The sequence below is a fragment of the Enterobacter sp. AG326 genome (assembly GCF_004362415.1).
Lineage (GTDB): Bacteria > Pseudomonadota > Gammaproteobacteria > Enterobacterales > Enterobacteriaceae > Enterobacter > Enterobacter asburiae.
The window spans coordinates 463,413-486,973 of record NZ_SNXG01000002.1 but is presented as its reverse complement, the minus strand read 5'-3'; the positions used below and the strand labels follow the sequence as shown (position 1 = coordinate 486,973).

At 55.9% G+C, this 23,561-nt stretch carries 17 protein-coding genes; 5 read left to right on the top strand and 12 right to left on the bottom strand.

Annotated elements, in window-relative coordinates; translation table 11 throughout:
* Positions 1-11: 11 nt before the first annotated feature.
* Positions 12-2,624, bottom strand: a complete 2,613-nt coding sequence (gene pepN, locus DFO52_RS09240; protein WP_023311014.1) for an aminopeptidase N — start codon at positions 2,622-2,624, stop codon at positions 12-14.
* A 254-nt stretch (positions 2,625-2,878) separates the two neighbouring features.
* Between pepN and pncB the strand changes: the two genes are divergently transcribed.
* The 4 genes from pncB (at position 2,879) to DFO52_RS09220 (ending at position 8,736) form a co-directional block, all read left to right on the top strand.
* The gene (pncB, locus tag DFO52_RS09235; RefSeq protein ID WP_047648165.1) at positions 2,879-4,081 is read left to right on the top strand and encodes a nicotinate phosphoribosyltransferase; all 1,203 of its coding nucleotides are present in this window, start codon (positions 2,879-2,881) and stop codon (positions 4,079-4,081) included.
* Between the two features lie 166 nt (positions 4,082-4,247).
* On the top strand, positions 4,248-5,648 hold the full coding sequence (gene asnS, locus DFO52_RS09230; protein ID WP_029739509.1) for an asparagine--tRNA ligase: 1,401 nt from the start codon (positions 4,248-4,250) through the stop codon (positions 5,646-5,648).
* Positions 5,649-6,254: 606 nt separating this feature from the next.
* Positions 6,255-7,361, top strand: coding sequence for a porin (locus tag DFO52_RS09225; RefSeq protein ID WP_029739508.1), 1,107 nt, complete (start codon positions 6,255-6,257; stop codon positions 7,359-7,361).
* Between the two features lie 184 nt (positions 7,362-7,545).
* Complete coding sequence (locus DFO52_RS09220) at positions 7,546-8,736, top strand: amino acid aminotransferase (protein WP_047648166.1); 1,191 nt, start codon at positions 7,546-7,548, stop codon at positions 8,734-8,736.
* A gap of 48 nt (positions 8,737-8,784) precedes the next feature.
* On the opposite strand, the gene DFO52_RS09215 is transcribed toward DFO52_RS09220, so the two are convergent.
* The 7 genes from DFO52_RS09215 to cmoM all read right to left on the bottom strand — a co-directional run bounded on the left by DFO52_RS09215 (position 8,785) and on the right by cmoM (position 19,422).
* Positions 8,785-9,432: an MBL fold metallo-hydrolase gene (locus DFO52_RS09215; protein ID WP_023311009.1), complete on the bottom strand. Its 648-nt coding sequence runs from the start codon at positions 9,430-9,432 to the stop codon at positions 8,785-8,787.
* 20 nt (positions 9,433-9,452) lie between these two features.
* Positions 9,453-10,004, bottom strand: a complete 552-nt coding sequence (locus tag DFO52_RS09210) for a YcbK family protein (protein ID WP_023335137.1) — start codon at positions 10,002-10,004, stop codon at positions 9,453-9,455.
* Between the two features lie 174 nt (positions 10,005-10,178).
* Positions 10,179-12,002, bottom strand: a complete 1,824-nt coding sequence (ldtD, locus tag DFO52_RS09205; RefSeq protein ID WP_133550208.1) for a L,D-transpeptidase — start codon at positions 12,000-12,002, stop codon at positions 10,179-10,181.
* A 178-nt stretch (positions 12,003-12,180) separates the two neighbouring features.
* Positions 12,181-16,632 carry a chromosome partition protein MukB gene (gene mukB / locus DFO52_RS09200; protein WP_133550206.1) on the bottom strand — a complete coding sequence of 1,484 codons (4,452 nt, stop codon included), beginning with the start codon at positions 16,630-16,632 and terminating at the stop codon, positions 12,181-12,183.
* Positions 16,632-17,336 (bottom strand): chromosome partition protein MukE, encoded by a 705-nt coding sequence (gene mukE, locus DFO52_RS09195; protein ID WP_021240871.1) that lies wholly within the window; start codon positions 17,334-17,336, stop codon positions 16,632-16,634. The genes mukB and mukE overlap by 1 nt, the downstream gene beginning before the upstream one ends.
* Complete coding sequence (mukF, locus tag DFO52_RS09190) at positions 17,317-18,639, bottom strand: chromosome partition protein MukF (RefSeq protein ID WP_023311005.1); 1,323 nt, start codon at positions 18,637-18,639, stop codon at positions 17,317-17,319. Before mukF ends, mukE begins: the two co-directional genes overlap by 20 nt.
* A gap of 3 nt (positions 18,640-18,642) precedes the next feature.
* A complete protein-coding gene (gene cmoM, locus DFO52_RS09185) occupies positions 18,643-19,422 on the bottom strand; it encodes a tRNA uridine 5-oxyacetic acid(34) methyltransferase CmoM (protein WP_047648169.1) in 780 nt (259 codons plus the stop codon).
* A 124-nt stretch (positions 19,423-19,546) separates the two neighbouring features.
* Between cmoM and elyC the strand changes: the two genes are divergently transcribed.
* Positions 19,547-20,326 carry an envelope biogenesis factor ElyC gene (gene elyC / locus DFO52_RS09180; RefSeq protein WP_047648170.1) on the top strand — a complete coding sequence of 260 codons (780 nt, stop codon included), beginning with the start codon at positions 19,547-19,549 and terminating at the stop codon, positions 20,324-20,326.
* On the opposite strand, the gene DFO52_RS09175 is transcribed toward elyC, so the two are convergent.
* The 4 genes from DFO52_RS09175 to DFO52_RS09160 all read right to left on the bottom strand — a co-directional run bounded on the left by DFO52_RS09175 (position 20,303) and on the right by DFO52_RS09160 (position 23,538).
* Positions 20,303-21,196 carry a YcbJ family phosphotransferase gene (locus DFO52_RS09175; protein WP_133550204.1) on the bottom strand — a complete coding sequence of 298 codons (894 nt, stop codon included), beginning with the start codon at positions 21,194-21,196 and terminating at the stop codon, positions 20,303-20,305. The genes elyC and DFO52_RS09175 overlap by 24 nt on opposite strands.
* A 141-nt stretch (positions 21,197-21,337) precedes the next feature.
* Positions 21,338-22,084: a 3-deoxy-manno-octulosonate cytidylyltransferase gene (gene kdsB / locus DFO52_RS09170; RefSeq protein ID WP_023311001.1), complete on the bottom strand. Its 747-nt coding sequence runs from the start codon at positions 22,082-22,084 to the stop codon at positions 21,338-21,340.
* A complete protein-coding gene (gene ycaR, locus DFO52_RS09165; protein WP_006174474.1) occupies positions 22,081-22,263 on the bottom strand; it encodes a protein YcaR in 183 nt (60 codons plus the stop codon). The genes kdsB and ycaR overlap by 4 nt, the downstream gene beginning before the upstream one ends.
* A 45-nt stretch (positions 22,264-22,308) precedes the next feature.
* On the bottom strand, positions 22,309-23,538 hold the full coding sequence (locus tag DFO52_RS09160) for a winged helix-turn-helix domain-containing protein (RefSeq protein WP_133550202.1): 1,230 nt from the start codon (positions 23,536-23,538) through the stop codon (positions 22,309-22,311).
* Between the last annotated feature and the right edge of the window lie 23 nt (positions 23,539-23,561).

Below are 23,561 nucleotides of genomic sequence, written 5' to 3'. Positions count from 1 at the left end.
TAAGCTTTCTATCAGGCCAGTGCCTTAGCAATCTTCTCGTACAAGTCACCAGAAAGATTTTCCAGCCCTTTCAGCTGCTCAAGCGCGGCACGCATCTTCGCCTGACGCTTCGCATCGTAGCGTTTCAGACGGATCAGCGGCTCAATCAGGCGCGACGCCACCTGCGGGTTACGGCTGTTCAGCTCGGTCAGCATTTCCACCATGAACTGATACCCGCTGCCGTCTTCGGCGTGGAACGCGGCCGGGTTGCTGCTGGCAAACGCGCCAATCAGAGAACGCACGCGGTTTGGGTTGCTCAGGGTAAAGGAGCGATGCTTCAGCAGGCTGCGCACGTTGCTGAGCGCATCGGCCGCCGGGCTGGTCGCCTGCAGGATGAACCACTTGTCCATCACCAGGCCATCCTGATGCCACTTGTCGTCGTACTCCTGCATCAGCGCATCGCGGCACGGCAGTTCGGCGGCAACGCTTGCGCCCAGCGCGGCCAGGGCGTCGGTCATATTATCCGCTTCGTGATACTGCTTGCTCACCAGGGTGTTCGCCAGCTCGGTTTCACCAAACGCCAGATAGCGCAGGCAGGTATTGCGCAGAGAACGTTTACCAATGTCCGCGTGCTCAACGCGATAAGCGTCAAGCTTATTGGCGTTATAAATGGCGAGGAACTCATCGGCCAGCTCAGCAGCCAGCGTACGGGTCAGCGCTTCACGCACCGCCACGATCGCAATCGGGTCGATGATGTCAAACAGCTCGGCGATTTCAGTCGCTGACGGCAGGGTAAGAATTTCAGCGGCCAGGGCCGGGTCAATCTTCTCATCCAGCAGGATGGCGCGGAACGCGTCAGCCACATGGACAGGCAGCGACAGCGGCTGGCCCTGCTGATGGCGGTTTACGTTGAGCTTGATGTAGGTCGCCAGCAGGCTTTGCGCCGCATCCCAGCGGGAGAAGTCGTTACGCGCGTGACGCATCAGGAACGTCAGCTGCTGATCGCTCCACTTATACTCCAGCTTCACCGGCGCGGAGAATTCACACAGCAGCGCAGGCACCGGCTGGAAGTAGACGTTATCGAAGATAAAGGTCTGTTCGGCCTGGGTCACGTTCAGCACGTGGTGTACCGGGTGGCCTCCCTTCTGGAGCGGAATGACTTTGCCTTCGTTATCGTACAGCTCAATGCTGAACGGAATATGCAGCGGATATTTCTCTTCCTGCTCCGCCGTCGGCGGCGTGCGCTGGCTGATGGTCAGGGTGTACTGCTCGGTTTCCGGATTGTAATCGTCTTTGACGGTGACAACCGGCGTCCCGGCCTGGCTGTACCAGCGGCGGAAGTGAGAAAGATCGACATTAGAGGCATCCTCCATCGCCTGCACAAAATCGTCGCAGGTGGCCGCGCTGCCGTCATGACGCTCGAAGTACAGCTGCATCCCTTTCTGGAAGTTCTCCTCGCCCAGCAGGGTGTGGATCATGCGGATAATTTCAGCGCCCTTCTCGTACACCGTCAGAGTGTAGAAGTTGTTCATCTCGATGACTTTATCGGGGCGGATCGGGTGCGCCATTGGGCTGGCATCTTCCGCAAACTGCAGACCACGCATGGTACGCACGTTATTGATGCGGTTCACCGCGCGTGAACCCAGGTCGGAGCTGAACTCCTGATCGCGGAAGACGGTCAGGCCCTCTTTCAGGCTCAGCTGGAACCAGTCGCGGCAGGTGACGCGGTTACCGGTCCAGTTGTGGAAATATTCGTGGCCGATGACGCGTTCGATATCGAGGTAGTCTTTATCCGTTGCGGTATCGGTACGCGCCAGCACGTATTTGGAGTTAAAGACGTTAAGGCCTTTATTCTCCATTGCGCCCATGTTGAAGAAATCGACGGCGACGATCATATAGATGTCGAGGTCATACTCGAGGCCAAAGCGCTCCTCGTCCCACTTCATGGAGTTGATGAGAGAGGTCATTGCCCACGGCGCACGGTCAAGGTTGCCGCGGTCAACAAACAGCTCCAGCGCCACTTCGCGGCCTGAACGCGTTTTGAAGGTGTCGCGCAGCACGTCGAAATCCCCCGCCACCAGCGCAAATAGGTAGCACGGTTTCGGGAAGGGATCCTGCCACTGCACCCAGTGACGGCCATTCTCCAGCTCGCCTTCGCCTACGCGGTTACCGTTGGAGAGCAGGAAGGGATACAGGGTTTTATCGGCGATGATTTTGGTGGTGAAGCGCGCCAGGACGTCCGGACGGTCGAGATACCAGGTTATATGGCGGAACCCTTCCGCTTCACACTGGGTACACAGCGCCACACCCGACTGGTAAAGCCCTTCCAGCGCGGTGTTGGCGGCCGGGCTGATTTCATTCACGATGCGCAGCGTAAACTGTTCCGGCAGGTTGTCGATGACCAGCTGGTTGTTTTCTTCTTTATAGTCCGACCAGGCTTCATCATTAATATGCAGGGAGACCAGCGTCAGGTCTTCACCATCCAGACGCAGCGGCACCGCAGTTGCGCTATGGCGCGTCACCTGGCTTACCGCCGTAACAACGGTTTTAGTGGCATCCAGGTCAAAAGTCAGATCGATTTCGCTAATCAGGTAATCCGGCGCACGGTAGTCGTGGCGGTATTTGGCTTGTGGCTGTTGTGTCATAGAAAACCTTATGCATCGTTTGTCGAGTAACGTTTCAATATATTCCTGTTGCGCAAATCGCGCTATGCAGAATGTTCATCTTTTCAGGGTCAAAACCTTTTTTTGCTACATTTGTATAACACGGGGCACAAAATGCCCTCGACCATAAAACGCGCTTATGTTGTGATCGGGGTTCAATAAATCACTAAACAAGGTATACTCCGGAGTTGTTTATTGTACTAAACGCTCCTGTGAGAGGATGCTACTGCGCACCTATGACTCAATTCGCTTCTCCAGTTCTGCATACGTTGCTGGATACCGACGCGTATAAACTGCATATGCAGCAAGCCGTTTTCCACCACTATTATGACGTTCACGTCGCGGCGGAATTCCGCTGTCGTGGCGACGACTTGCTCGGTATCTACGCAGACGCCATTCGTGAACAGGTCGATGCTATGCAGCATCTGACGCTGCAGGACGAGGAATATCAGTGGCTTTCTGGCCTGCCTTTCTTCAAAGCCGACTACCTGAACTGGCTGCGCGATTTCCGCTATAAGCCGGAGCAGGTCACCGTGCTTAACGATAACGGCAAGCTGGATATTCGCCTTGAAGGTCCGTGGCGGGAAGTGATCATGTGGGAAGTGCCGCTTCTGGCGGTGATCAGTGAACTGGCTCACCGCTACCGTTCGCCTGAAACAGGCGTCGAGCAGGCGGTCGCCGCGCTGGAAAATAAACTCGCAGCCTTCTCTACGCTGACCGAAGGGCTGGACATGTCCCGCTTCCGCCTGATGGACTTTGGCACGCGTCGCCGTTTCTCGCGTGACGTTCAGGAGGCCATCGTTAAACGTCTGCAGCAGGAGCCGTGGTTCGTTGGCACCAGCAACTACGATCTGGCGCGTCGCCTCAGCCTGACGCCAATGGGCACCCAGGCACACGAGTGGTTCCAGGCGCATCAGCAGATCAGCCCCGATCTGGCTAACAGCCAGCGCGCGGCACTGGCCGCATGGCTAGAGGAGTACCCGAATCAGCTCGGGATCGCCCTCACCGACTGTATTACGATGGATGCCTTCCTGCGCGACTTTGGTCCCGAGTTCGCTGAACGTTACCAGGGGTTACGCCACGACTCCGGGGATCCGGTTGAATGGGGCGAGAAAGCCATTGCCCATTACGAGAAGCTCGGCATTGATCCGATGAGCAAGGTGCTGGTCTTCTCGGATAATCTCGACCTGGCGAAAGCGGTAGACCTCTATCGCCATTTCAATACCCGTGTGAACCTGAGCTTCGGGATTGGTACCCGTCTGACCTGCGATATTCCTCAGGTAAAACCTCTGAATATCGTCATCAAACTGGTGGAATGTAACGGCAAGCCGGTGGCGAAACTCTCCGACAGCCCGGGTAAAACCATCTGCCATGACAAAGCGTTTGTCCGCGCATTGCGTAAAGCGTTCGACCTCCCCTTGATCAAAAAAGCCAGTTAAGCGCTTACGGGAGCCTTTATGGCTCCCTTCTCCTTATTTATTTCTCAATTCTTCTCTTTTGACTGCGAAATTTACTTGTCTGATAGCGGATGGCAGGTAACATAGATATCCCCCCATAAGGGTGGACAAGTGTTTATTTTTTCCGACTATTAACAGAGAGAATATTATGAGCGTTGTGCCTGTAGCCGACGTACTCCAGGGCCGTGTCGCCGTTGACCAGGAAGTCACCGTGCGCGGATGGGTGCGTACCCGCCGAGATTCTAAAGCTGGCATCTCCTTCCTTGCCGTCTATGACGGTTCCTGCTTTGATCCTGTACAGGCCGTCATTAATAATTCTCTGCCCAATTACAATGATGACGTTCTGCGCCTGACAACCGGTTGCTCCGTCATTGTTACCGGCGTGGTTGTGGCATCACCGGGCCAAGGCCAGAGCTTCGAAATTCAGGCCTCTGCGATTGAAGTCACCGGCTGGGTTGAAGATCCGGACACCTATCCGATGGCGGCAAAACGCCACAGCATCGAATATCTGCGTGAAGTCGCCCACCTGCGTCCGCGTACCAACCTGATTGGTGCGGTGGCGCGCGTGCGTCATACGCTGGCGCAGGCGCTGCATCGTTTCTTCGACGAGCAGGGTTATTTCTGGGTATCTACCCCGCTGATCACCGCCTCCGATACGGAAGGTGCGGGTGAGATGTTCCGCGTCTCGACGCTGGACATGGAAAACCTGCCGCGCACGCCTGAAGGTAAAGTGGACTATGACAAAGACTTCTTTGGTAAAGAAGCCTTCCTGACGGTATCCGGTCAGCTCAACGGCGAAACGTACGCCTGTGCGCTGTCTAAGATCTACACCTTTGGCCCAACCTTCCGCGCCGAAAACTCCAACACCAGCCGTCACCTGGCGGAATTCTGGATGCTGGAGCCTGAAGTGGCCTTCGCCGACCTGGACGATGTTGCGGGTCTGGCGGAAGCGATGCTGAAGTATGTGTTCAAAGCGGTGCTGGAAGAGCGTCCTGACGACATGAAATTCTTCGCAGAACGCGTAGACAGCGATGCTGTAGCGCGTCTGGAGCGTTTCGTGTCTGCCGACTTTGCGCAGGTGGACTATACCGACGCGGTGGCGATCCTCGAGAAATGCGGTGAGACGTTCGAGAACCCGGTTTACTGGGGCGTTGACCTGGCGTCTGAGCACGAACGCTATCTGGCCGAGAAGCATTTCAAAGCGCCGGTTGTCGTTAAAAACTACCCGAAAGACATTAAGGCCTTCTATATGCGCCTTAACGAAGACGGTAAAACCGTGGCAGCGATGGACGTTCTGGCGCCGGGCATTGGTGAAATCATCGGTGGCTCTCAGCGTGAAGAGCGTCTTGACGTGCTGGACGCGCGTATGGAAGAGATGGGGCTCAACCCAGCTGATTACAGCTGGTACCGCGATCTGCGTCGTTACGGTACCGTACCGCACGCCGGTTTTGGTCTAGGCTTCGAGCGTCTGATTGCCTACGTTACCGGTGTTCAGAACGTACGTGACGTAATTCCTTTCCCACGCACTCCACGTAACGCCAGCTTCTAATCGGTACAAGACTGAAATGGCCAGCATTTGCTGGCCATTATTTTATTCTGTATTGTCAGTTTTCGTCAGCGCAAAGTCAGCGTCTTTAAACCTTCACCCCGTCACAACCACTACCTGTTACGTTTTGTTTCCGCGAAATATCCAGCCACAAAAAATAAACCCCATTCTTATTGCGATTATTACATCCTCAAGCGATAGCACAAATTTCAACCACTTTTACAGCCGTCCAGAAGTCTTTTTGGGGTCATAAGAAAAACAGAGTCGTTTAACATCTGTTTATACGAATCACCTTTATCTCAATTAATCATAAGCAATTCATATATATAGGATAGGTTTTGCCGTTTAATTCGCCAGGTTGGTCTGAAGTTTGAGGTGGTTCACAAAGTTCCCAAAAATACACATTTAGTTACACATAATTTCTTTTGGTTACTTAATCTTGAGAATTGTAGCACTTTCAGGCTAGCGAAACGCTTCGCCGAATGGAAAGATGCCTGTCAGATACATAAAGACACCAAACTCTCATCAATAGTTCCGGAAATATTTATTGACAGAATTTATTGACGGCAGTGGCGAGTGTCATAAAAAAACCAATGAGGGTAATAAATAATGATGAAGCGCAATATTCTGGCAGTGGTAATCCCTGCCCTGCTGGTAGCCGGTGCAGCTAACGCTGCAGAAATCTATAACAAGAACGGCAACAAACTGGACTTCTACGGTAAAGTTAACGCCGAGCACGATTTCGTGACTTCTGGTGATAACACCAACAATAACGACGCTACCTACGCGCAGATCGGTTTCAAAGGCGAAACTCAGATCAACGACCAGCTGACCGGTTATGGCCAGTGGGAATACCGTTTCCTGGCCAACCAGGCTGAAAATGGTGCTCAGACTAACAAAAACCGTCTGGCATTTGCTGGCCTGAAAGCGGGCGACGCTGGCAGCATCGACTACGGTCGTAACTACGGTATCGTTTACGACGTAGAATCTTACACCGATATGGCACCGTCCTTCTCTGGTATGACCTGGGGCGGTAACTATGTTGATAACTTTATGACCAGCCGCAGCACCGGTCTGCTGACCTACCGTAACAGCAACTTCTTCGGTCTGGTTGACGGTCTGAGCCTGGGCGTTCAGTACCAGGGCAAAAACGACCGTACTGACGTTAAAACCTCTAACGGTGACGGCGTAGGCTACTCCCTGGGCTACGATTTCGGCGAAGGCTTCGGTGCAATCGCATCTTACAGCAACGCTAACCGTACTCTGAACCAGAAAGCTGATGGGGAAGGTGATAAAGCTGAAGCATGGGGTGTTGGTCTGAAATACGACGCTAACAACATCTACCTGGCAACCACCTATGCAGAAACCCGTAACACCACTCGTACCGGTTCTAACGGTGACGCTGGCTTCGCTAACAAAACGCAGAACTTCGAAGTGGTTGCTCAGTACCAGTTCGATTTCGGCCTGCGTCCAGCCATCTCCTACGTGCAGACCAAAGGTAAAGACCTGGCTGCCGTCAATGGCTTCAGCGGTGGCGATGCAGACCTGGCTAAATTCATCCAGGTTGGTACCACTTACTACTTCAACAAGAACTTCAACGTGTGGGCTGACTACTACATCAACCTGCTGGACAAAGACTCCGACTACGCGAAAGCTGTTGGCGGTCTGAACGGCAACGACGATATGGCTGCTGTGGGCGTAACCTACCAGTTCTAATCAGTACACCACTTTGTTATATGCTTAATGAACAGGGCTTCGGCCCTGTTTTTTTATGCGTGACAGAAAATAATGGCGACTTTTGAAAAGCCGCACGCTTTTCGTCGCAAACGGTTGGCATTTTGTAAATCTACCGTTAACCTGATAGCGGATTTCACTTCTGTAATCACAATGGAACTTCGTCATGTTTGAGAACATTACCGCCGCTCCTGCCGACCCTATTCTGGGCCTGGCCGATCTGTTTCGTGCCGACGACCGCCCTGGCAAAATCAACCTGGGTATTGGTGTATATAAAGATGAAACCGGCAAAACTCCGGTACTGACCAGCGTTAAGAAAGCTGAGCAGTATCTGCTGGAAAACGAAACCACCAAAAACTACCTCGGTATTGATGGTATCCCTGAATTTGGTCGCTGCACTCAGGAACTGCTGTTCGGTAAAGGCAGCGAAATTGTGAGCAGCAAACGCGCTCGCACAGCACAAACCCCTGGCGGTACCGGCGCGCTGCGCGTTGCGGCGGATTTCCTGGCGAAAAACACCTCTGTTAAGCGCGTATGGGTAAGCAACCCAAGCTGGCCGAACCACAAGAGCGTGTTTAACTCTGCGGGTCTGGAAGTGCGTGAATACGCCTACTACGACGCAGCAAACCACTCTCTCGACTTTGACGGCCTGCTGGCGAGCCTGAGCGAAGCGCAGGCAGGTGACGTGGTGCTGTTCCACGGCTGTTGCCACAACCCAACCGGTATCGATCCGACGCTTGAGCAGTGGGAACACCTGGCGAAGCTGTCCGTAGAAAAAGGCTGGCTGCCGCTGTTTGACTTCGCCTATCAGGGCTTCGCCCGCGGTTTGGAAGAAGATGCCGAAGGCCTGCGCGCGTTCGCAGCCGTGCATCAGGAGCTGATTGTCGCAAGCTCTTACTCCAAGAACTTCGGTCTGTACAATGAGCGCGTGGGTGCCTGTACGCTGGTTGCCGCTAACGAAGAGACTGTCGATCGTGCGTTCAGCCAGATGAAATCGGTTATCCGCGCTAACTACTCTAACCCACCGGCTCACGGTGCGTCTGTTGTTGCCACTATCCTGAGCAACGATGCGCTGCGCGCCATCTGGGAACAAGAGCTGAACGATATGCGCCAGCGTATTCAGCGCATGCGCCTGCTGTTTGTGAACACCCTGGCTGAGAAAGGCGCGGACCGCGACTTCAGCTTTATCATCAAACAGAACGGTATGTTCTCGTTCAGCGGCCTGACCAAAGAGCAGGTTCTGCGTCTGCGTGAAGAGTTTGGCGTGTACGCGGTGGCCTCTGGCCGCGTGAACGTTGCTGGCATGACGCCTGACAACATGGCGCCACTGTGCGAAGCGATTGTCGCCGTACTGTAATTTGCGCCCATAAAAAAGCCTGCGTTATGCAGGCTTTTTTTATTCTGGTTACCAGACAGGCATCTCATCCTGAAGGAACGGATTATGGAGCCGTTCATAGCCCAGCGTCGACATCGGACCGTGTCCAGGGATAAACGTAACGTCATCACCCAGCGGCAATAACTTTTGTTTAATCGACTGAATCAGCTGCCCGTGATCGCCGCGCGGAAAATCGCTGCGTCCTACGCCACCTTTGAAGATCACATCGCCGGAAATCAGCAGACGGGACTGGTCATCAAAGAAGACGATATGGCCTGGCGTATGCCCAGGACAATGCAACACCTGTAAAGTCACATTCCCTACGTTAACGCGCTCTCCTTCGTTCAGCCAGCGATCGGGCGTCAGGGGCTGACACTCATCAAGGCCAAACATGCGGCTTTGGGCGGGTAACCCCTGCAGCCAGAACTCATCTTCTTTTTCCGGGCCAATCACCGGCACACCGTAGTGTTCAGCCAGTTCAGCCGCAGCACCTACATGGTCAAGATGACCATGAGTGAGCAAAATCTGCATCAGCGTGACGCCGCTTGCTGCGACTTCCTGCTTGATTTTCTCAGCGTCACCGCCGGGATCGACAAGCGCGGCCAGTTTAGTCTGTTCGCACCAGATCAATGAACAATTCTGGGAGAACGCGGTAACCGGAATAATACGATAGTTCATACTGCTCCTGTGTTTCGTTATTACCAGTGCCGAACCGGACCGGTATCAATATGTACAAAGTTGCTGCTGGGGTAATATCCTACACCACCTGCGCGCATAGATAACGCGGCTTTGCGAATATTGGCTAACGAAACGCCTTCAATATGGAAATCCATTGCCTGGCCCTTCGTGTGATAGCTTTTTTTGGCTACCCCACGACTGTGGGCGCGCAGTTCATTATTGGTATCAATTGAGCGATAGCCAGAAATGAGCTGCACCGGCTTGCTGGTGCCCAGCAGGCCCTGAAGGCGGAAAATCTGATCAAACAGTCCTGGATCGATGGCTTTTATTTTATTCGCGCGGAAATCACGGAAAAAATGGTTAAGTCTTGCTAATTCATCCTGAATATAGCCTCTGCCATCAAAAAACTCCGCTTTTAGCGACTCACCGGTATGAAGATTGTTGAGCGTTAAAACTCGCGGACGAGGTGTCGAGAGGGTGGCAAATGCTGGCGTCGGCAGGATGGCAGCTGCGCCAAGCGCAACGCCACCTAACGCCAGCAGTTTGCGGCGATTAGCGTCAAATTTGTCCATGATAATCAGGTCTACAGGTAAAAGAAATCGTAATATGCTTAGCGCACGAAGGGCACCTTAACTGGCAAAACCAGGTACGTCAAGGCGCCCAACCCCAGTGAATACGCGGCTTGCAGCGATATAGCCCCTTATTCACCATAACTTACGACAATCATTTTTCCCGAACTACTTCATTTACCTGATTAATTGTTCCGCTTTTGGCAAAATTTGTGCGCCGGATCGCGCGGTGAGATCATAATTGTAAATATCTGTACGATACTGGGTACGCCCGTCTTCGCCCACAAACGCCGTCAGATAGTAAAGATTGACCGGAATATTGTGGCGAATATTAACGTAACGCGTGTCCCCCTGTTTCAGGGCATCCGAGATGCGAGTATCGTTCCAGCCCGCATCCTGCAGCAGCATATTGGCCAGCTCCGAGGCTTTGTTCACGCGCACGCAGCCAGAACTCAGCGCGCGAGTATCTTTCTGGAACAGGTTGTGGTTCGGTGTATCGTGCAGGTAGATAGCTTCCGAACTCGGCATATTGAATTTGTAGCGCCCTAAAGAGTTGTGCGCCCCTGGAGCCTGCTGGAAACGGAATGGCAGATTCGACGCGGTGATCGTCGACCAGTCGACCATATAAGGATCGATGGCCTCTTTGCTGTTCCAGCCACGCATCACCGTATAGCCATGGCGTTCCAGATAACCCGGATCGTTCCAGACCTTCGGCAGAATGTCTTTTCGCGCCAGGGTCGGCGGTACGTTCCACGGCGGGTTAACCACCACGTTATTCAGCGCGCTGCTCATCATCGGCGTTTTACGATCCGGACGCCCGACAATCACGCGCGACGCCAGTTTTTCGCTACCATCCTGATAATAGACCAGGGAATACGCCGGGATGTTAACCATAATCCCGGTAGAGAGCGTTCCCGGCAGCAAGCGCAAACGCTGAATATTGAGCGCCAGCACCCCTGCCCGCTGCGCAGGCGATACGTTCAGCCAGTCGCGCGTTGTCTGGCCAATGACGCCATCGGCCCCCAGTCCCTGAGCGGCCTGGAACTGTTTAACGGCCGCAACCAGCTCGCGATCGTAAGCCGCGGGTTTGTCGCTCAGGACAACGGCTTTCTTCTCTTTTACTGGCGCTGATGGTCTGACGGCGACGTTTTGTTGATCATCCCCCGGAAGAGCAATCTTTGGCCCGCCGTCAAGAAGACCGGAACGCGTCAGGATCTCGCGCAGGGCATGAACATCGCTGCTCCACTGCCCCGGACGCAGCGTCGCGGTACCGCGCATTTGCGGCCATGGACGCGTGTCCCCCACCAGCGCGAGGAGCGACTGGTGCAGAGTGGCATATTGTGGGTGCGCCGGTGCGAGGCTGGCGATAAAGCGCGGCAGTTCGCCGTTATCCAGCGCTAGCTGCCACTGGTTAATCACCGACAGCGCCGGCGTCGCCAGCTTGTACGGCTTATCGCTGTACAGCCAGCGGTTGCCATTGACCGGAATACCCGCCACGAACTGCAGGTAGCCCATCATGGCATCGGAAAGCACCACATCCCGCGCCTGCCCGGTGACGGCAGGATCGGTTAACAGCTCAACCCACTTTGTAAACTGCGGCTGAAACCCTGCAATCGCGACTTCCGCCAGCTGCTGCTGGAAGGCGCGCACGGCATCGCGGTTTTCCCACATCGGTTTCATATCGCGGGCGGCATAGAGGAGCGTGAGCTGATTAATATAGACAGGCGTGTAGCCTGACGGCAGCCCCGACTGCAGCTGCTGGCTGAGCGATTCCGCGTCGATGCCTTCCGGCAGCGGTTTAATTCCGGCCATGATAGCCGTCGCCGGAGACTGGTCCAGCGGCTGGGACAACGAGGTTGGCTGCGCGCCTGTCGTTGCCGAGCTGTCAGTCGGCACAATTTCAGGCTCGTCGGCCTGGGCGGTTAACAGTGGAGCAAACATCACTGCCAGGCATAAACTCAGCGCAGACAGCTGACGACCACATTCTTTCTTTAGCAACATCCCTTGCCCCCTGTTTTCACGACATGCCCATCACGTTGGGGCTTTCTTTCATTATAGGTAGACGGCTAAGCTGTTGCCTTACCTTATGTAAAGAAGTTTAAAGATAACGCAGCCCCAAGCACAAGTTAAGTTTAAAAAAAAAGCGGCGCCAGTGCGCCGCTTCGGGTCAGAACATGCTTCAGGAAGCGTCCGCCGTGGTTTCCGGCAATGACTCCGGCGGCTGCGGCGCAAAGCCACGCAGACCGACAACGTGAACGTGTTCGCTGTTCTGGAACACTTTACGCACCAGTTTGTAGGTGGTGCCCTTCTCGGGGCTGATGTTCTCCGGCGCCGCAATAATGAGCTGCATATCGAGACGTTCGCAAAGCTCGAACAGCGTGGCAATCGAGCGGGCATCAAGACGCGCCGCCTCATCCAGGAACAGCAGTCGGCACGGCGAGATGTCTTTGCCGCGCAGGCGACGCGCTTCATCTTCCCAGCTCTGTACGACCATCACCAGAATTGACATCCCGGTACCGATCGCTTCACCGGTAGAGAGCGCCCCGGATTCCGCACGTAGCCAGCCGTCTGAGCCACGGTTTACCTCAACTTCCATTTCCAGGTAGTTACGGTAGTCGAGCAGCTCTTCACCGATGGTTTGCGGCGTACGTTGCCCCATATCAATCTGCGGGTTCAGGCGCTGATACAGCTTCGCAAGCGCTTCGGAGAAGGTCAGACGGTTGCTGTTGAACAGATCCTGATGCTGCTCGTGCTGCTCTGAGAGCACTTCCAGCAGCGTCGCGTGGGCCTCACGCACGTTGACGTTGAGGCGCACGCTGTTCACCTGGCCAAACGATACGCTTTGCAGACCCTGGTTCAGCTGGCGGATACGGTTCTGCTCGCGCTGAATGGTTTTGCGAATGATGTTCGCCACGCTGCGGGAGCTGATCGCCAGCTTCTGCTCGCGGGAGGTCAGCTCCTCCGTCAGGCGACCCAGCTCGATTTCCATCTGTTCGATGGCTTCAACCGGATCGTCGGTACGGATGATGTCCTGACGAATACGCTCTCGCAGGTGCTGGTAAACCGCCACGAAGAACTGAATTTTACGTTCCGGACGTTTCGGATCCTCCGACATGCGCAGCACGTCGCGCAGGTGTTCGTTATCCGCCACCGCCAGACGCAGCGCACCCAACGCCTTATCCGACATGGAGCGCAGCTCATCGGCAGAGAGGTACGCCAGTTCACGACGGTGCAGACGACGCTCAACGTTGTTGTCTTTCACCATGCGCATCACCGCGCACCAGCCCGCCTTGGCGGTCACGACCTGCTCGCGCATTTCGTGATAGTCGCGTTCCAGCTTGCGCAGGCGACGGGTCAGGTTATCCATTTCGGCTTCGCAGAAGGTCAGCGCTTTTTCCAGCTGATTACGACGCGCGCGGTTATTGCTGAGCTGCGAATGCAGCTCGTCACGACGAATACGCGCGCGCTCTTCTGCCCCGCTGTCGGCGCGAACGCCGATGTCCTGAAGCTCTTTCTGCAGATCGTTTAACAGCTCTTTCTTGGTATCGAAGGAGCTTTTCAGCGAGGCCAGCACCTGGTTGTACTGGTTTAGCTGAGCGGAATGGCTGCGCATTGCTTCGCGGGCGCGAGTACGTTCCGCTTCCGCCTGCTCAAGGCGCTGACGCAGTTTTTCGTTCAGGTCGCTGTTACCGCTCAGCATTTCAGCCGAATCGGAGTAGCCAAAGTGCGCGCGACGCTGCACCACTTCCGTCAGGGCAAACGCCTGCTGACGCGCTTCGCGCTGCACCTGCTGCGACCAGGCATAATCTTCTTTTAACTGCTCGAACTGTTCCGGGTCGCTCTGCAGGACAGACACGACGGGCTCCAGCTTCGCAAGCTGATTGCCATGCTGCTGAACGAAACGCGCGGCTTCCTGCGCTTCATCCAGACGCTCCTGGATCTCATCCACGCGGTCAGCCAGCGTGTCATCCGCCAGCAGATTCAGGCGCGGCAGAATGCGGTTAAGGGCAGAGACGCCCTCTTTCGCCTGTTCAAACTGAACGCGACTTTGCTGGTTATCACTTTCATGACTTGCAATCGCACGTTCCAGCTCGCCACGGCGGGTATTTAGCTTGCGGATTTCGGCTTCCGGATCCGCGTCAAACGCAACGGCGAGATGGCTGCCGATAAAGCGGCTGAACGACTGATGCAGACGCTGGGTTTTCTGCACGTCAAACGACAGTGTCGCAAAACGTTCAGACAGCGTTTCACGCTCGGCGTGCAGGCTCTCGATGCGGCTTTCGCGCGCGGCGCGGCCAAACAGCGGCAGCTCAGGGAAGCGGGAGTAACGCCACTGACGGTCGGCAATTTTCACCACCACCGCTTTTTCCAGCTCGTCGACGCTGAATACGCTGTCATCGAACGACTGCGGATCTCCTTCGATCAGATAGAGATCTTCCGGGCAATCTTCCAGGCCGGCAAGCTGATCAGAAATCAGCGACAGATCCGGGACAACAATCGCGTTGCGGGATGGACCGTACAGCGCGGAGAAGTACGGGGCATCGTCAAGGCCAACATCGTCATAAATCTCGGACAGCAGCACGCCGCCAAAACGCTCGGCTAGCGCATTCAGGCGCGGATCTTCTGACCCGCCCGGCTGGCTTAAACGCTCAATTTCTTCATCGACGTCGCGCTTGCGGGCGCCCACTTCGTCACGCTCAACGATGGCTTCGCGCTCGCGCTCCAGCAGCTGCTGCAGGTATTCGGTCACTTCCTGACTGGATTCGAACTGCTCGCCGCACTGCTCGCTGAGCTGGTTCAGGCTGCTTTGAGCCGCCAGCCAGACCGGCGCTCGCTCCAGGAGCGTCTTCGAACGGGACTGAATCTGCTCCAGCTCCTGACGCAGGGTCATACGCTGTTCGCTGGCGTTTGATACGGTATCGGACAGGGCCGCAATACGCGCTTCCAGCTCCTGATGCAGTGCCTCAAGCTCGTCGAAATCGTAATTTTTTCCCTGACGCTTGCAGAATTCCGCCAGCAGACGCTCGGCTTCCTGCTGCTCGCGCAGGCGCTGCTCCAGCTCGTTCAGACGCATACGCAGCGGCTGAACCTGCTCGGCCAGATGGCGCTGGTTCACACCGTCGCGCAGCAGTTCACGGGCAACGTCCCAGGCTTCGTTACGCGCCAGCGGGCCGTTAATCGCGACTACCAGCTGATAAGCCTGTTCAAACTGGCTGTGCGCCGTTTGCGCAACGCTCATTTTCTGTTCCAGGGACAGCAGTTTCTCGGTGGCTTCCTGCTCTTTGGCCTGGAAGGTATCCAGCCACTCGTCGGCACTGTCCGGCGTCAGGTCAGGCAGATGGCACAGCTCTTTCGCACGCTGTAATGCCTGCAGTGCCTGGGTGTACTGAATCGCTCGCGTCTGCTGCACGTCAAGTGCCTGCTGGTAATCGGCAAGCTGGCTTTTCAGCTCATCCACTTCCAGCTCGGCCGCTTCGGCGCGGGCTTCGTTCTCTTCCTGCATGTCGGCGGCTTCGGCCACCACTTCATTCTGCTCTTCGAGACGAATCTGCAGCTCATCGAGGTCCGCTTCATAGCGCTCGATTTTTTCCTGCTGACGCAGCGCGGTCTGCACCAGGTTCAGGTGATCGCTGGCGGCCTGATAATCGGCTTCCAGGTCGCCTTCAGCACCGTTGTGCTCGCCCAGCTCGCGCGCCATTTCGACGTGCTTGTACTGTTCGGCCACCAGCTGTTTACGGGAGGTAAACAGCTCGCGGCGGTATTCTAATGCCTGATCGAGATGCACCCGGCGCTCGTTGGCGTGGCGCATGTAGTCCGCCGCCACGTAGTTGGTGGCTTCGCTGATCAGGTGTTTAAACAGGTCGCGGTCAGACTGGGTAACGCGAATCGCTTCCAGCGTCATGCGGTTTTCGCGCAGCGCCGCTTCCATATCCTGGAAGGCCTTACGCACGCCGCTGTTTTCCGGCAGCAGGTAGTCGCGCAGGGAGCGGGTAATCGCGCTGGAGATACCGCCGTACAGAGACGCTTCGATCAGGCGGTAGTATTTGCTACGGTCTGATGCGGTGCGCAGACGACGCGCCACCACGCCCAGATCGAACATCAGCGAGTGGTAGTCGGTAATCGAGTTGAACTGCTTGAACTGTACGCCTTCGATGGCTTCAAGCTTGTCTTTCAGCTCCTGCAGCGTCAGCACGCGCGCCTGACGTTCGTTCAGGGTTTCCGTCAGCAGCGCCGTCGGCTGCACGGAGGTCGGCAGCCCCTGGATCGCAAACGGTTTGATATCCACTTTACGGTCGCGACCGGCGACCTGCTGCAGGCGCACACCCACTACCACGCGCTGATGACGGGAGTTAATGACGTCCAGAACCGAATAACAGACGCCGGCCTTCAGCTTACCGTGCAGACCTTTATCACGAGAGCCGCTTGTTGCCCCCGCTTCGGTGGTGTTACGGAAGTGAAGCAGCGTCAGGTCAGGGATCAGCGCCGTAACAAAGGCCGCCATGGTGGTGGATTTACCCGCACCGTTACCGCCGGAGAGCGTCGTGACCAGCTCATCCAGATCGAACGTTCGGGCGAAGAAGCCGTTCCAGTTAATCAGCGTCAGTGAGCGAAATTTACCGCGTTCAATCATTACTCTTCCTCCCCGCTATCCGGCAGATTCTCTTCATGCTCGTCATTGAGCTGCAAATGGTTTTCCACCGGCATCGCTTCACCGTCGCGGATCATGCGAAGCTGCGCTTCACGCGCGTCATCGCCCGCACGCACGTCGGCGCCGAAGCGGAAGACAGATTCCGTAATGCGGAATTTGCTGCTGTCGTGGCCCATAAACCAGACCATCCCCAGACGACGCAGACGGTTCAGGGAAGAGCGAACCTTTTCCTGTAATTTCTGACGGTCAAGGTCCGACCCCGTGGAGCGGTTGTTCACCAGCTTGAGCAGCTTGCCTTCATCTGCCAGCGTCAACAGCTCGTCGTAAAGTTCCTGCTGGGTGAAGATCCCTTCATTCGCCAGACGTTCCGGGCTGAGGTAGAGGTAGCAGAGAATTTTGCCGACCATCATATCCAGCTCGGAGAGCACGGAACGCGGAATCAGCGTCGTGGAGCGCGGGCGCAGGTAGAAAAACCCTTCCGGCGCGCGGATAAGCTCCACGTTGTAGCGTGCGTAAAACTCTTCCAGGTACTCCTGAAAGTCCATCAAAAAGGCGTGATTATCCAGCTCGTCTAAGCCAATGTGACGACCGGCACGCAGCTGGCTGTCCAGCGCCGGAAATAACGGATTCGCCAGCGCCTGTGCCAGCTTAACGGGCATCACTTGTTCAATATTTGTCAATGACATGCGCCTGTACCTTGGCTCCGTAATCGTTAATTGGCTGCCACTTCGGCGGCAGTCCGGTGAAATCTGCTTGCGCGACGCCCAGGCGCACCGCCTGGTCTACCACAATGCGGGCAATGTCGAAGTGGCGCGCGCGTGGATATTGCGCCAGATAGTCGCGCACCACGAGACCAAGATCCAGCGGCACTTGTCTGGTTTTGTAGACAGCGAGCTGTTCTTCGATCATCGCCGCAAGCTGCTCGCGAATTTCGTTAAATTCTTCGTATTCCAGATCCGGCGGCAGTTCACCGGTCACTTCTTCATCGCGCAGCGCCATCTCTTCGTCGCGCATATCCAGCAGACGATCGGCATTGGCGTAGGTCAGAGCCCACGGCGCATCGAAATAGGTCTGCACCGACTGACGCAGACGCTGAGCAAAGACGCGGTTTTTATCCATATCAATCGCGGTACGGATAAATTTATGCACGTGTCGGTCGTAGCCGATCCACAGGTCGATCGACTGCTGGCCCCAGCTGATAATGCGGTCAAGCTTGCTCTGCAGATCGAACACCAGGCGGTCGATAAAATGCAGATCGTCATGCGCCAGCGTCGCGTCCTGGATGCGCAGCAGGTTAGCCTGCAGCTTGTCCCCTGCGGCTTCCAGCGTATCCTGGAGTTCGCGCAGCGTGCCGGAGGTTTCTGACAGCAGAAGTTCACAGCTGGAGATGGCCGCTCGCCAGTCTTTATTAAGCAGCTGCGCGATATCGTCTTTCACCTGCTGCTGCTGTTCGTCCATCAGGCGCTGGGTGAGATCGATACTGTCGAAAATCTCGGCCACCGAATATTTCAGCGGCGCGTAGACGTTACGGTGCCAGTGGAATTCGTCACCGTTTTCATCCGCCGCGTCGGCGGCGCGCTTAAGCTCACCCGCCACGATCGAGAGCTGCATGGAAAGACGCAGCGTGGAAAATTCACGCTGGCGGATGTAGTAATCGGTAATGCCGATGCCCAGCGGCGTCAGGCGATAGATGGCGTTTCCTTCCGCCTGCTCGCTGGTAAAGCGGTTCAGCAGACGTTGACGCACCATATCGTTGATCGCGTTGTTGGCACGCACGCTAATGGTTTCGCTGGTTTGCTCAAACGCATCACTGACATGGCGGAACGCATCCACCAGTTCACCCTCGCTCATTTCACCGTCCAGCCGTTCGCCGTTCAGCGTGGCAACCGCCAGCAGGAAAGAGAGTCTGTCTACCGGCAGCGAGATGGAGAAATCGTTTTTCCTGGCCCAGGCAACCAGTTCGGGGACTGTCTGGGAAAATTCACTCATAGGTTATCCTTGCATCTGCGGCTTGTGCGCGGTGACGTGAATATAGCGGCCAAGGCTGATAAAAGGCTCCTGACGGCAATACCGCGTTTCTAATTCTGTTAAGGTGTCAAAACAGTCACGCTGTTTGTGTTTTTCACGCAGATAATCATGAAACACCCTGACGCCCGTCTTCCCAACGATCTGCCAGCCAATCGCTTCCAGCCAGCCATAAACCTGCTGTGGATCGCGCGGATAGTCCGGGGAAAGCGTGCGCTTTTTCTTTTTGGGCATCCCGACCTGCACATAGTCGAAGTTTCCTGCAACCATGTTGTGCATCAGGAAGCCGTTAGCATTGTAGAACATCAGCGACAGCGTGCCGCCCGGGCGCAACATCGACCACAGGGTTTGTAACACGCTTTGCGGATCGGCAACCCACTCCAGCACCGCATGAAACAATATCAGATCAACCTGGGTTTCCAAATGCTGCGCGATGTCCTGAGCGGCGCATTGTATAAAATGCATGTTGTCGCTCACACCTTTCTCTTCTGCTGCACGCGTCGCGCGGGAGACCATTTCAGCAGAAAGATCGCAAAGCGTGACGTGATGACCGCGCTCGGCCATTTTTATCGCCGTCTGCCCTTCACCGCCACCGGCGTCCAGCACGCGCAACGTTTGCCCGCCAAAGGTAGCCAGGATGGTGTCCAGATCCTGCCAGAGGATCGTCTGACGGAGCTGCCCTTTCGTGGTGCCATAAATGTTGCGCGAAAACTTTTCCGCGATGTCATCAAAATTGCGATCCCGCATTGGGAGAGTTCCACTCGCTAACTGCAAAACCGCTATTTTGTCACACCCGCGCGGAGAATGAACCTCTCTGGTGTAATATCACGGGTAATCACCTGCTATATGGTCAAAAAAGGAACCAAAAAGGATGCTTTTTACCCTTAAGAAATACATTGGAGGGATGATGCTTCCCCTTCCGCTGCTGCTCATCATCATCGCGCTGGGGCTGGCGCTGGTGTGGTTCAGTCGCTTTCAGAAGAGTGGCAAAACGCTTATTACGCTCGGCTGGTTTGTTATGCTGCTGTTGAGCCTGCAGCCGGTCGCGGATGGTCTGCTACGACCCATCGAAAACAAGTACCCAACATGGCAGGGAAATCAGAAAGTGGCGTACATCGTGGTGCTGGGCGGTGGTTATACCTGGGATCCTGACTGGGCGCCCAGTTCAAACCTGATCAACAACAGCCTGCCACGGCTAAACGAAGGCATTCGCCTCTGGCTGGCAAATCCGGGATCAAAAATGATCTTCACCGGCGCGGCAGCCAAAACGAACCCGGTGAGTACGGCTGAAGCGGGCGCCAGGGTCGCAGAATCACTCGGCGTGCCGCGTTCCTCGATTATCACCCTGGACAGTCCAAAAGATACCGAAGAAGAGGCTGCCGCAGTGAAGCAGGCAATTGGCGATGTCCCGTTCTTACTGGTGACCTCCGCCTCACACCTGCCGCGCGCGATGATTTTCTTCCAGAAGCAAGGCCTGCACCCGCTTCCCGCACCGGCAAACCAGATGGCCATCGACGCGCCGCTCAACCCGTGGGAACGGGCGATCCCATCCCCGGCGTGGCTGATGCATAGCGATCGCGTCGGTTATGAGACGCTCGGACGCCTCTGGCAGTGGCTGAAAGGATCGTCAGGCGAGCCAGGGCAGGAGTGATTTTGTTGCCAGATCGAAGTTTGCGCGATTAAAACGTCCGGTATTCACCAGCTGCGCGACTTCGTCCCAGAGCAGGTATAGCCAGCGCCTCCAGAGAAACGCTTCTGCAACGGGCGCGCGTTGAAGGTAGTGCCACAGTAAACCTTCCGCCGCCCCGCTGTCGCTGAGCCTGAACAGCTCATATTCGCGCGGAGCCCAGAGCATGATCCCCGGCCCCAACATCGCCAGAAGCTGATCGCTACGGGAGTCTTTGAGCATGCTTCGCAGGGTGAAATTACCGTGGATCAGCACGCAGTTGTCATTAAAACCGTCGAACAGCGCCGGTAAGCACTCGCGGGTGCGAAACAGAATACGTTTGTCCTGCATGGTTAAACCGGTATTGTTGAACTGGTTAAGCGTTCCCCACAGCACTTCCACCCGCTGGCGATACCACAGCGGCCACAGGTTTTCCTGAGTGCTGTCGACCGGACCGATAAGCCCGCGGCTATCCTGACGATGCCAGGCCAGCAGCGCCTCGACAATCTGGTCTTTTAACTGCTCCCAGCGTTCCGGCGTGCGCGCGGGCGCTTCAACGGGCACGCCGCGTAAACGCTCAATCAGCAGCACGTCCGGGCCGGGATGTTCCTCGTGGGTCATCACGCCGTACACCGTCGGCATCCGGACGGTTCCCTCCCGCGCCAGCATCGACATTTTCCATGCAAGCTGCCTGGCAACGCCCGGCGAGGTGAAACTTCTGGCCATCAGCGGCATTGGGTTGCCCTGACCGTCATACAACGACCAAAGCGCGGTATCGGCCTTTTCACTCACGCATTCGATCCGACTTAATTTCTCACCCAGCAGATGGCTAAGTTCGGCACGCAGCTGTTCCATATGAGATTACCCCCATTAAGACTACTGCTTTTATAATGAGCGTCCTGAAGGGATATGTCACCCGGAAGAGAACAATTAGGAAAAAGAAAGGGGAATTAACGGGGAGAGGACATCCCCCCGTCAGGAGGGATGCAGGCGATATCAGCGCAACTCGGCGCGAACGCGCTCAAGATCTTCCGGCGTATCAACGCCCGTTCCAGGCACTTCGCTGGCAACGGCAACGTGAATTTTTTCGCCGTACCAGAGCACGCGAAGCTGCTCCAGCATTTCGATATGCTCCAGCGGACTCGGCGCCCAGGTAACATACCGACGAATAAAACCGGCCCGATAGCCGTAGATCCCAATATGACGCAGGAAAGTATCGCCGATGGTCTCTTTAGAGAGCGCAAAGCGATCGCGATCCCACGGGATGGTGGCGCGTGAGAAATAGAGCGCATAGCCTTCGGCATCCATGACCACCTTCACGGCATTCGGATTGAATGCCTCTTCAGCGTGGTGAATAGGCACCGCGAGCGTTGCCATACCAACCTGACGCTGAGCCAGGTTTTCTGCCACCTGACGGATAATCACCGCCGGGATCATCGGCTCGTCACCCTGCACGTTAACGATGACCGTATCATCACTGAAACCACATTTCTCAACCACTTCCGCCAGACGCTCGGTGCCAGACTGGTGATCGGCGCGGGTCATACACACCTCACCGCCTGCCGCCTCAACCGCACGGGCGACGTCAGGATGATCGGTAGCAACAATCACGCGATCGGCACCGGATTCACGCGCACGCTCAAGGACATGCACAATCATCGGCTTGCCGTTGATATCCACCAGCGGTTTACCCGGCAGACGCGTTGAGGCATAACGCGCAGGAATAATGACAACAAAACTCATGGTTTGCTCTCTTCTGCCACCAGGGAACGAGCTTCATTTTCCAGCAGTACCGGAATGCCGTCACGCAGCGGGAAAGCCAGGCTGTCCAGCTTGCAGATCAGCTCCTGTTTGTCCTGGCTGTAGTAGAGTTTGCCGTTGCATACCGGGCAGGCAATAATTTCAAGTAAACGGTGATCCATAGTTCCTCCGTATGGGTAATCGCTAAAGCTTAACACATTCCCTTTTCAGGGAGTGCCTGTTTCCCAGCCACTTCGACAGGATGTAAACAGCCCGTCGGGTACCCGGCCCAGCGTCACGTCGCGGGCACCCTGCCAGCGCGCGAATTCGCTAATGGCGAACGTTAACCCTTTTTCCAGGCTCGCCGTCACCCTGATGCCCTCTTCCAGATAAAGCGCAATGATTTCAAGCGTGCCGGTCTTGCGGTGCATTTTGGCGTCCATGCGCCCGACCAGTTGCCCCTTATGCAGCAGCGGGAGAACAAAGTAACCATACTGGCGCTTTGGGGCCGGGGTATAACATTCCAGCCGGTAGCTAAAATCGAACAGCTGCTCGGCGCGTTTTCTGTCCCAGATGACCGGGTCGAAAGGCGACAACACCGCACTGTGGGTTGCCTGAAGTTTCCCCTCCAGGGCCTGAGGCAGTAGCGGGAGAAGATCCGCATGCAGCCACATTTCGCCCAGCGTTTCCACCGTGACGGGAATGACGCGCTGTTCGCGTTGCCAGATGTCCAGCAGCGGTTTCAGCGCGGGCTGGCGAAGGCGGTAATAGTCTGCCAGCCATTGCGTGCGGAAAATCCCCAGGCTGCGTGCGCTGTTCTCCAGCATGATGGCCTCGGCCGCCTCCTGGGTAAGCAGGTCACGCTCGTCGTCCCAGTGCGGCATCACGCGATGCGTCAGGTCGTAGACGCGCTGAAAATTACGCCGCTCAATCACCATGACTTTGCCAGAGGTAAACAGCCCTTCGAGATGACGTTTATGCGGCTTCCACTCCCACCAGCCGCTGGTGCCTTTGCGCGGGTGTTCAAAATCGGCGGAGCGTACGGGACCGTTATCCTGAATATGCGCGATAAGCTGCTCAATTTCGGTCGCATGTTCCAGCATCCACGCCTGACGGTATTTCCAGCCCATCTTTTCCGGGGCAAGCATACGGTGGCGAACCAGGGCAAAATCGCTGCGGGGCAGGAAGCAGGCTTCGTGCGCCCAGTACTCCATTAACGCCCCTTTGCTGAGCGCCTCATCCAGCCACTGCGAAGGATAATTTCCCAGACGGCTAAACAGGACCAGGTAAGGGCTACGGGCAACAATGTTAATGGTGTCGATTTGAAGCAGCGACATGCGCTGAACGGTCGAGAGAATATCGGCAGGCTGCGCGCGGCGGCGGGGCTTTTTAAGCAGCCCCTGCGCGGCAAGGTGTAAATGACGTGCGGCTGAAAGTGAGAGTTGCGGTAAAGACATGCGTTTTCCTGTCAGTCAAAGCA

What these genes read in the sequence shown, in the direction of transcription:
- cmoM (WP_047648169.1), bottom strand. Translation starts at nt 19,422, where the DNA reads ATGCGGGATCGCAATTTTGATGACATCGCGGAAAAGTTTTCGCGCAAC.
- elyC (WP_047648170.1), top strand. Translation starts at nt 19,547, where the DNA reads ATGCTTTTTACCCTTAAGAAATACATTGGAGGGATGATGCTTCCCCTT.
- pncB (WP_047648165.1), top strand. Translation starts at nt 2,879, where the DNA reads ATGACTCAATTCGCTTCTCCAGTTCTGCATACGTTGCTGGATACCGAC.
- kdsB (WP_023311001.1), bottom strand. Translation starts at nt 22,084, where the DNA reads ATGAGTTTTGTTGTCATTATTCCTGCGCGTTATGCCTCAACGCGTCTG.
- asnS (WP_029739509.1), top strand. Translation starts at nt 4,248, where the DNA reads ATGAGCGTTGTGCCTGTAGCCGACGTACTCCAGGGCCGTGTCGCCGTT.
- pepN (WP_023311014.1), bottom strand. Translation starts at nt 2,624, where the DNA reads ATGACACAACAGCCACAAGCCAAATACCGCCACGACTACCGTGCGCCG.
- mukF (WP_023311005.1), bottom strand. Translation starts at nt 18,639, where the DNA reads ATGAGTGAATTTTCCCAGACAGTCCCCGAACTGGTTGCCTGGGCCAGG.
- DFO52_RS09215 (WP_023311009.1), bottom strand. Translation starts at nt 9,432, where the DNA reads ATGAACTATCGTATTATTCCGGTTACCGCGTTCTCCCAGAATTGTTCA.
- mukE (WP_021240871.1), bottom strand. Translation starts at nt 17,336, where the DNA reads ATGTCATTGACAAATATTGAACAAGTGATGCCCGTTAAGCTGGCACAG.
- ycaR (WP_006174474.1), bottom strand. Translation starts at nt 22,263, where the DNA reads ATGGATCACCGTTTACTTGAAATTATTGCCTGCCCGGTATGCAACGGC.
- DFO52_RS09220 (WP_047648166.1), top strand. Translation starts at nt 7,546, where the DNA reads ATGTTTGAGAACATTACCGCCGCTCCTGCCGACCCTATTCTGGGCCTG.
- mukB (WP_133550206.1), bottom strand. Translation starts at nt 16,632, where the DNA reads ATGATTGAACGCGGTAAATTTCGCTCACTGACGCTGATTAACTGGAAC.
- ldtD (WP_133550208.1), bottom strand. Translation starts at nt 12,002, where the DNA reads ATGTTGCTAAAGAAAGAATGTGGTCGTCAGCTGTCTGCGCTGAGTTTA.
- DFO52_RS09210 (WP_023335137.1), bottom strand. Translation starts at nt 10,004, where the DNA reads ATGGACAAATTTGACGCTAATCGCCGCAAACTGCTGGCGTTAGGTGGC.
- DFO52_RS09160 (WP_133550202.1), bottom strand. Translation starts at nt 23,538, where the DNA reads ATGTCTTTACCGCAACTCTCACTTTCAGCCGCACGTCATTTACACCTT.
- DFO52_RS09175 (WP_133550204.1), bottom strand. Translation starts at nt 21,196, where the DNA reads ATGGAACAGCTGCGTGCCGAACTTAGCCATCTGCTGGGTGAGAAATTA.
- DFO52_RS09225 (WP_029739508.1), top strand. Translation starts at nt 6,255, where the DNA reads ATGATGAAGCGCAATATTCTGGCAGTGGTAATCCCTGCCCTGCTGGTA.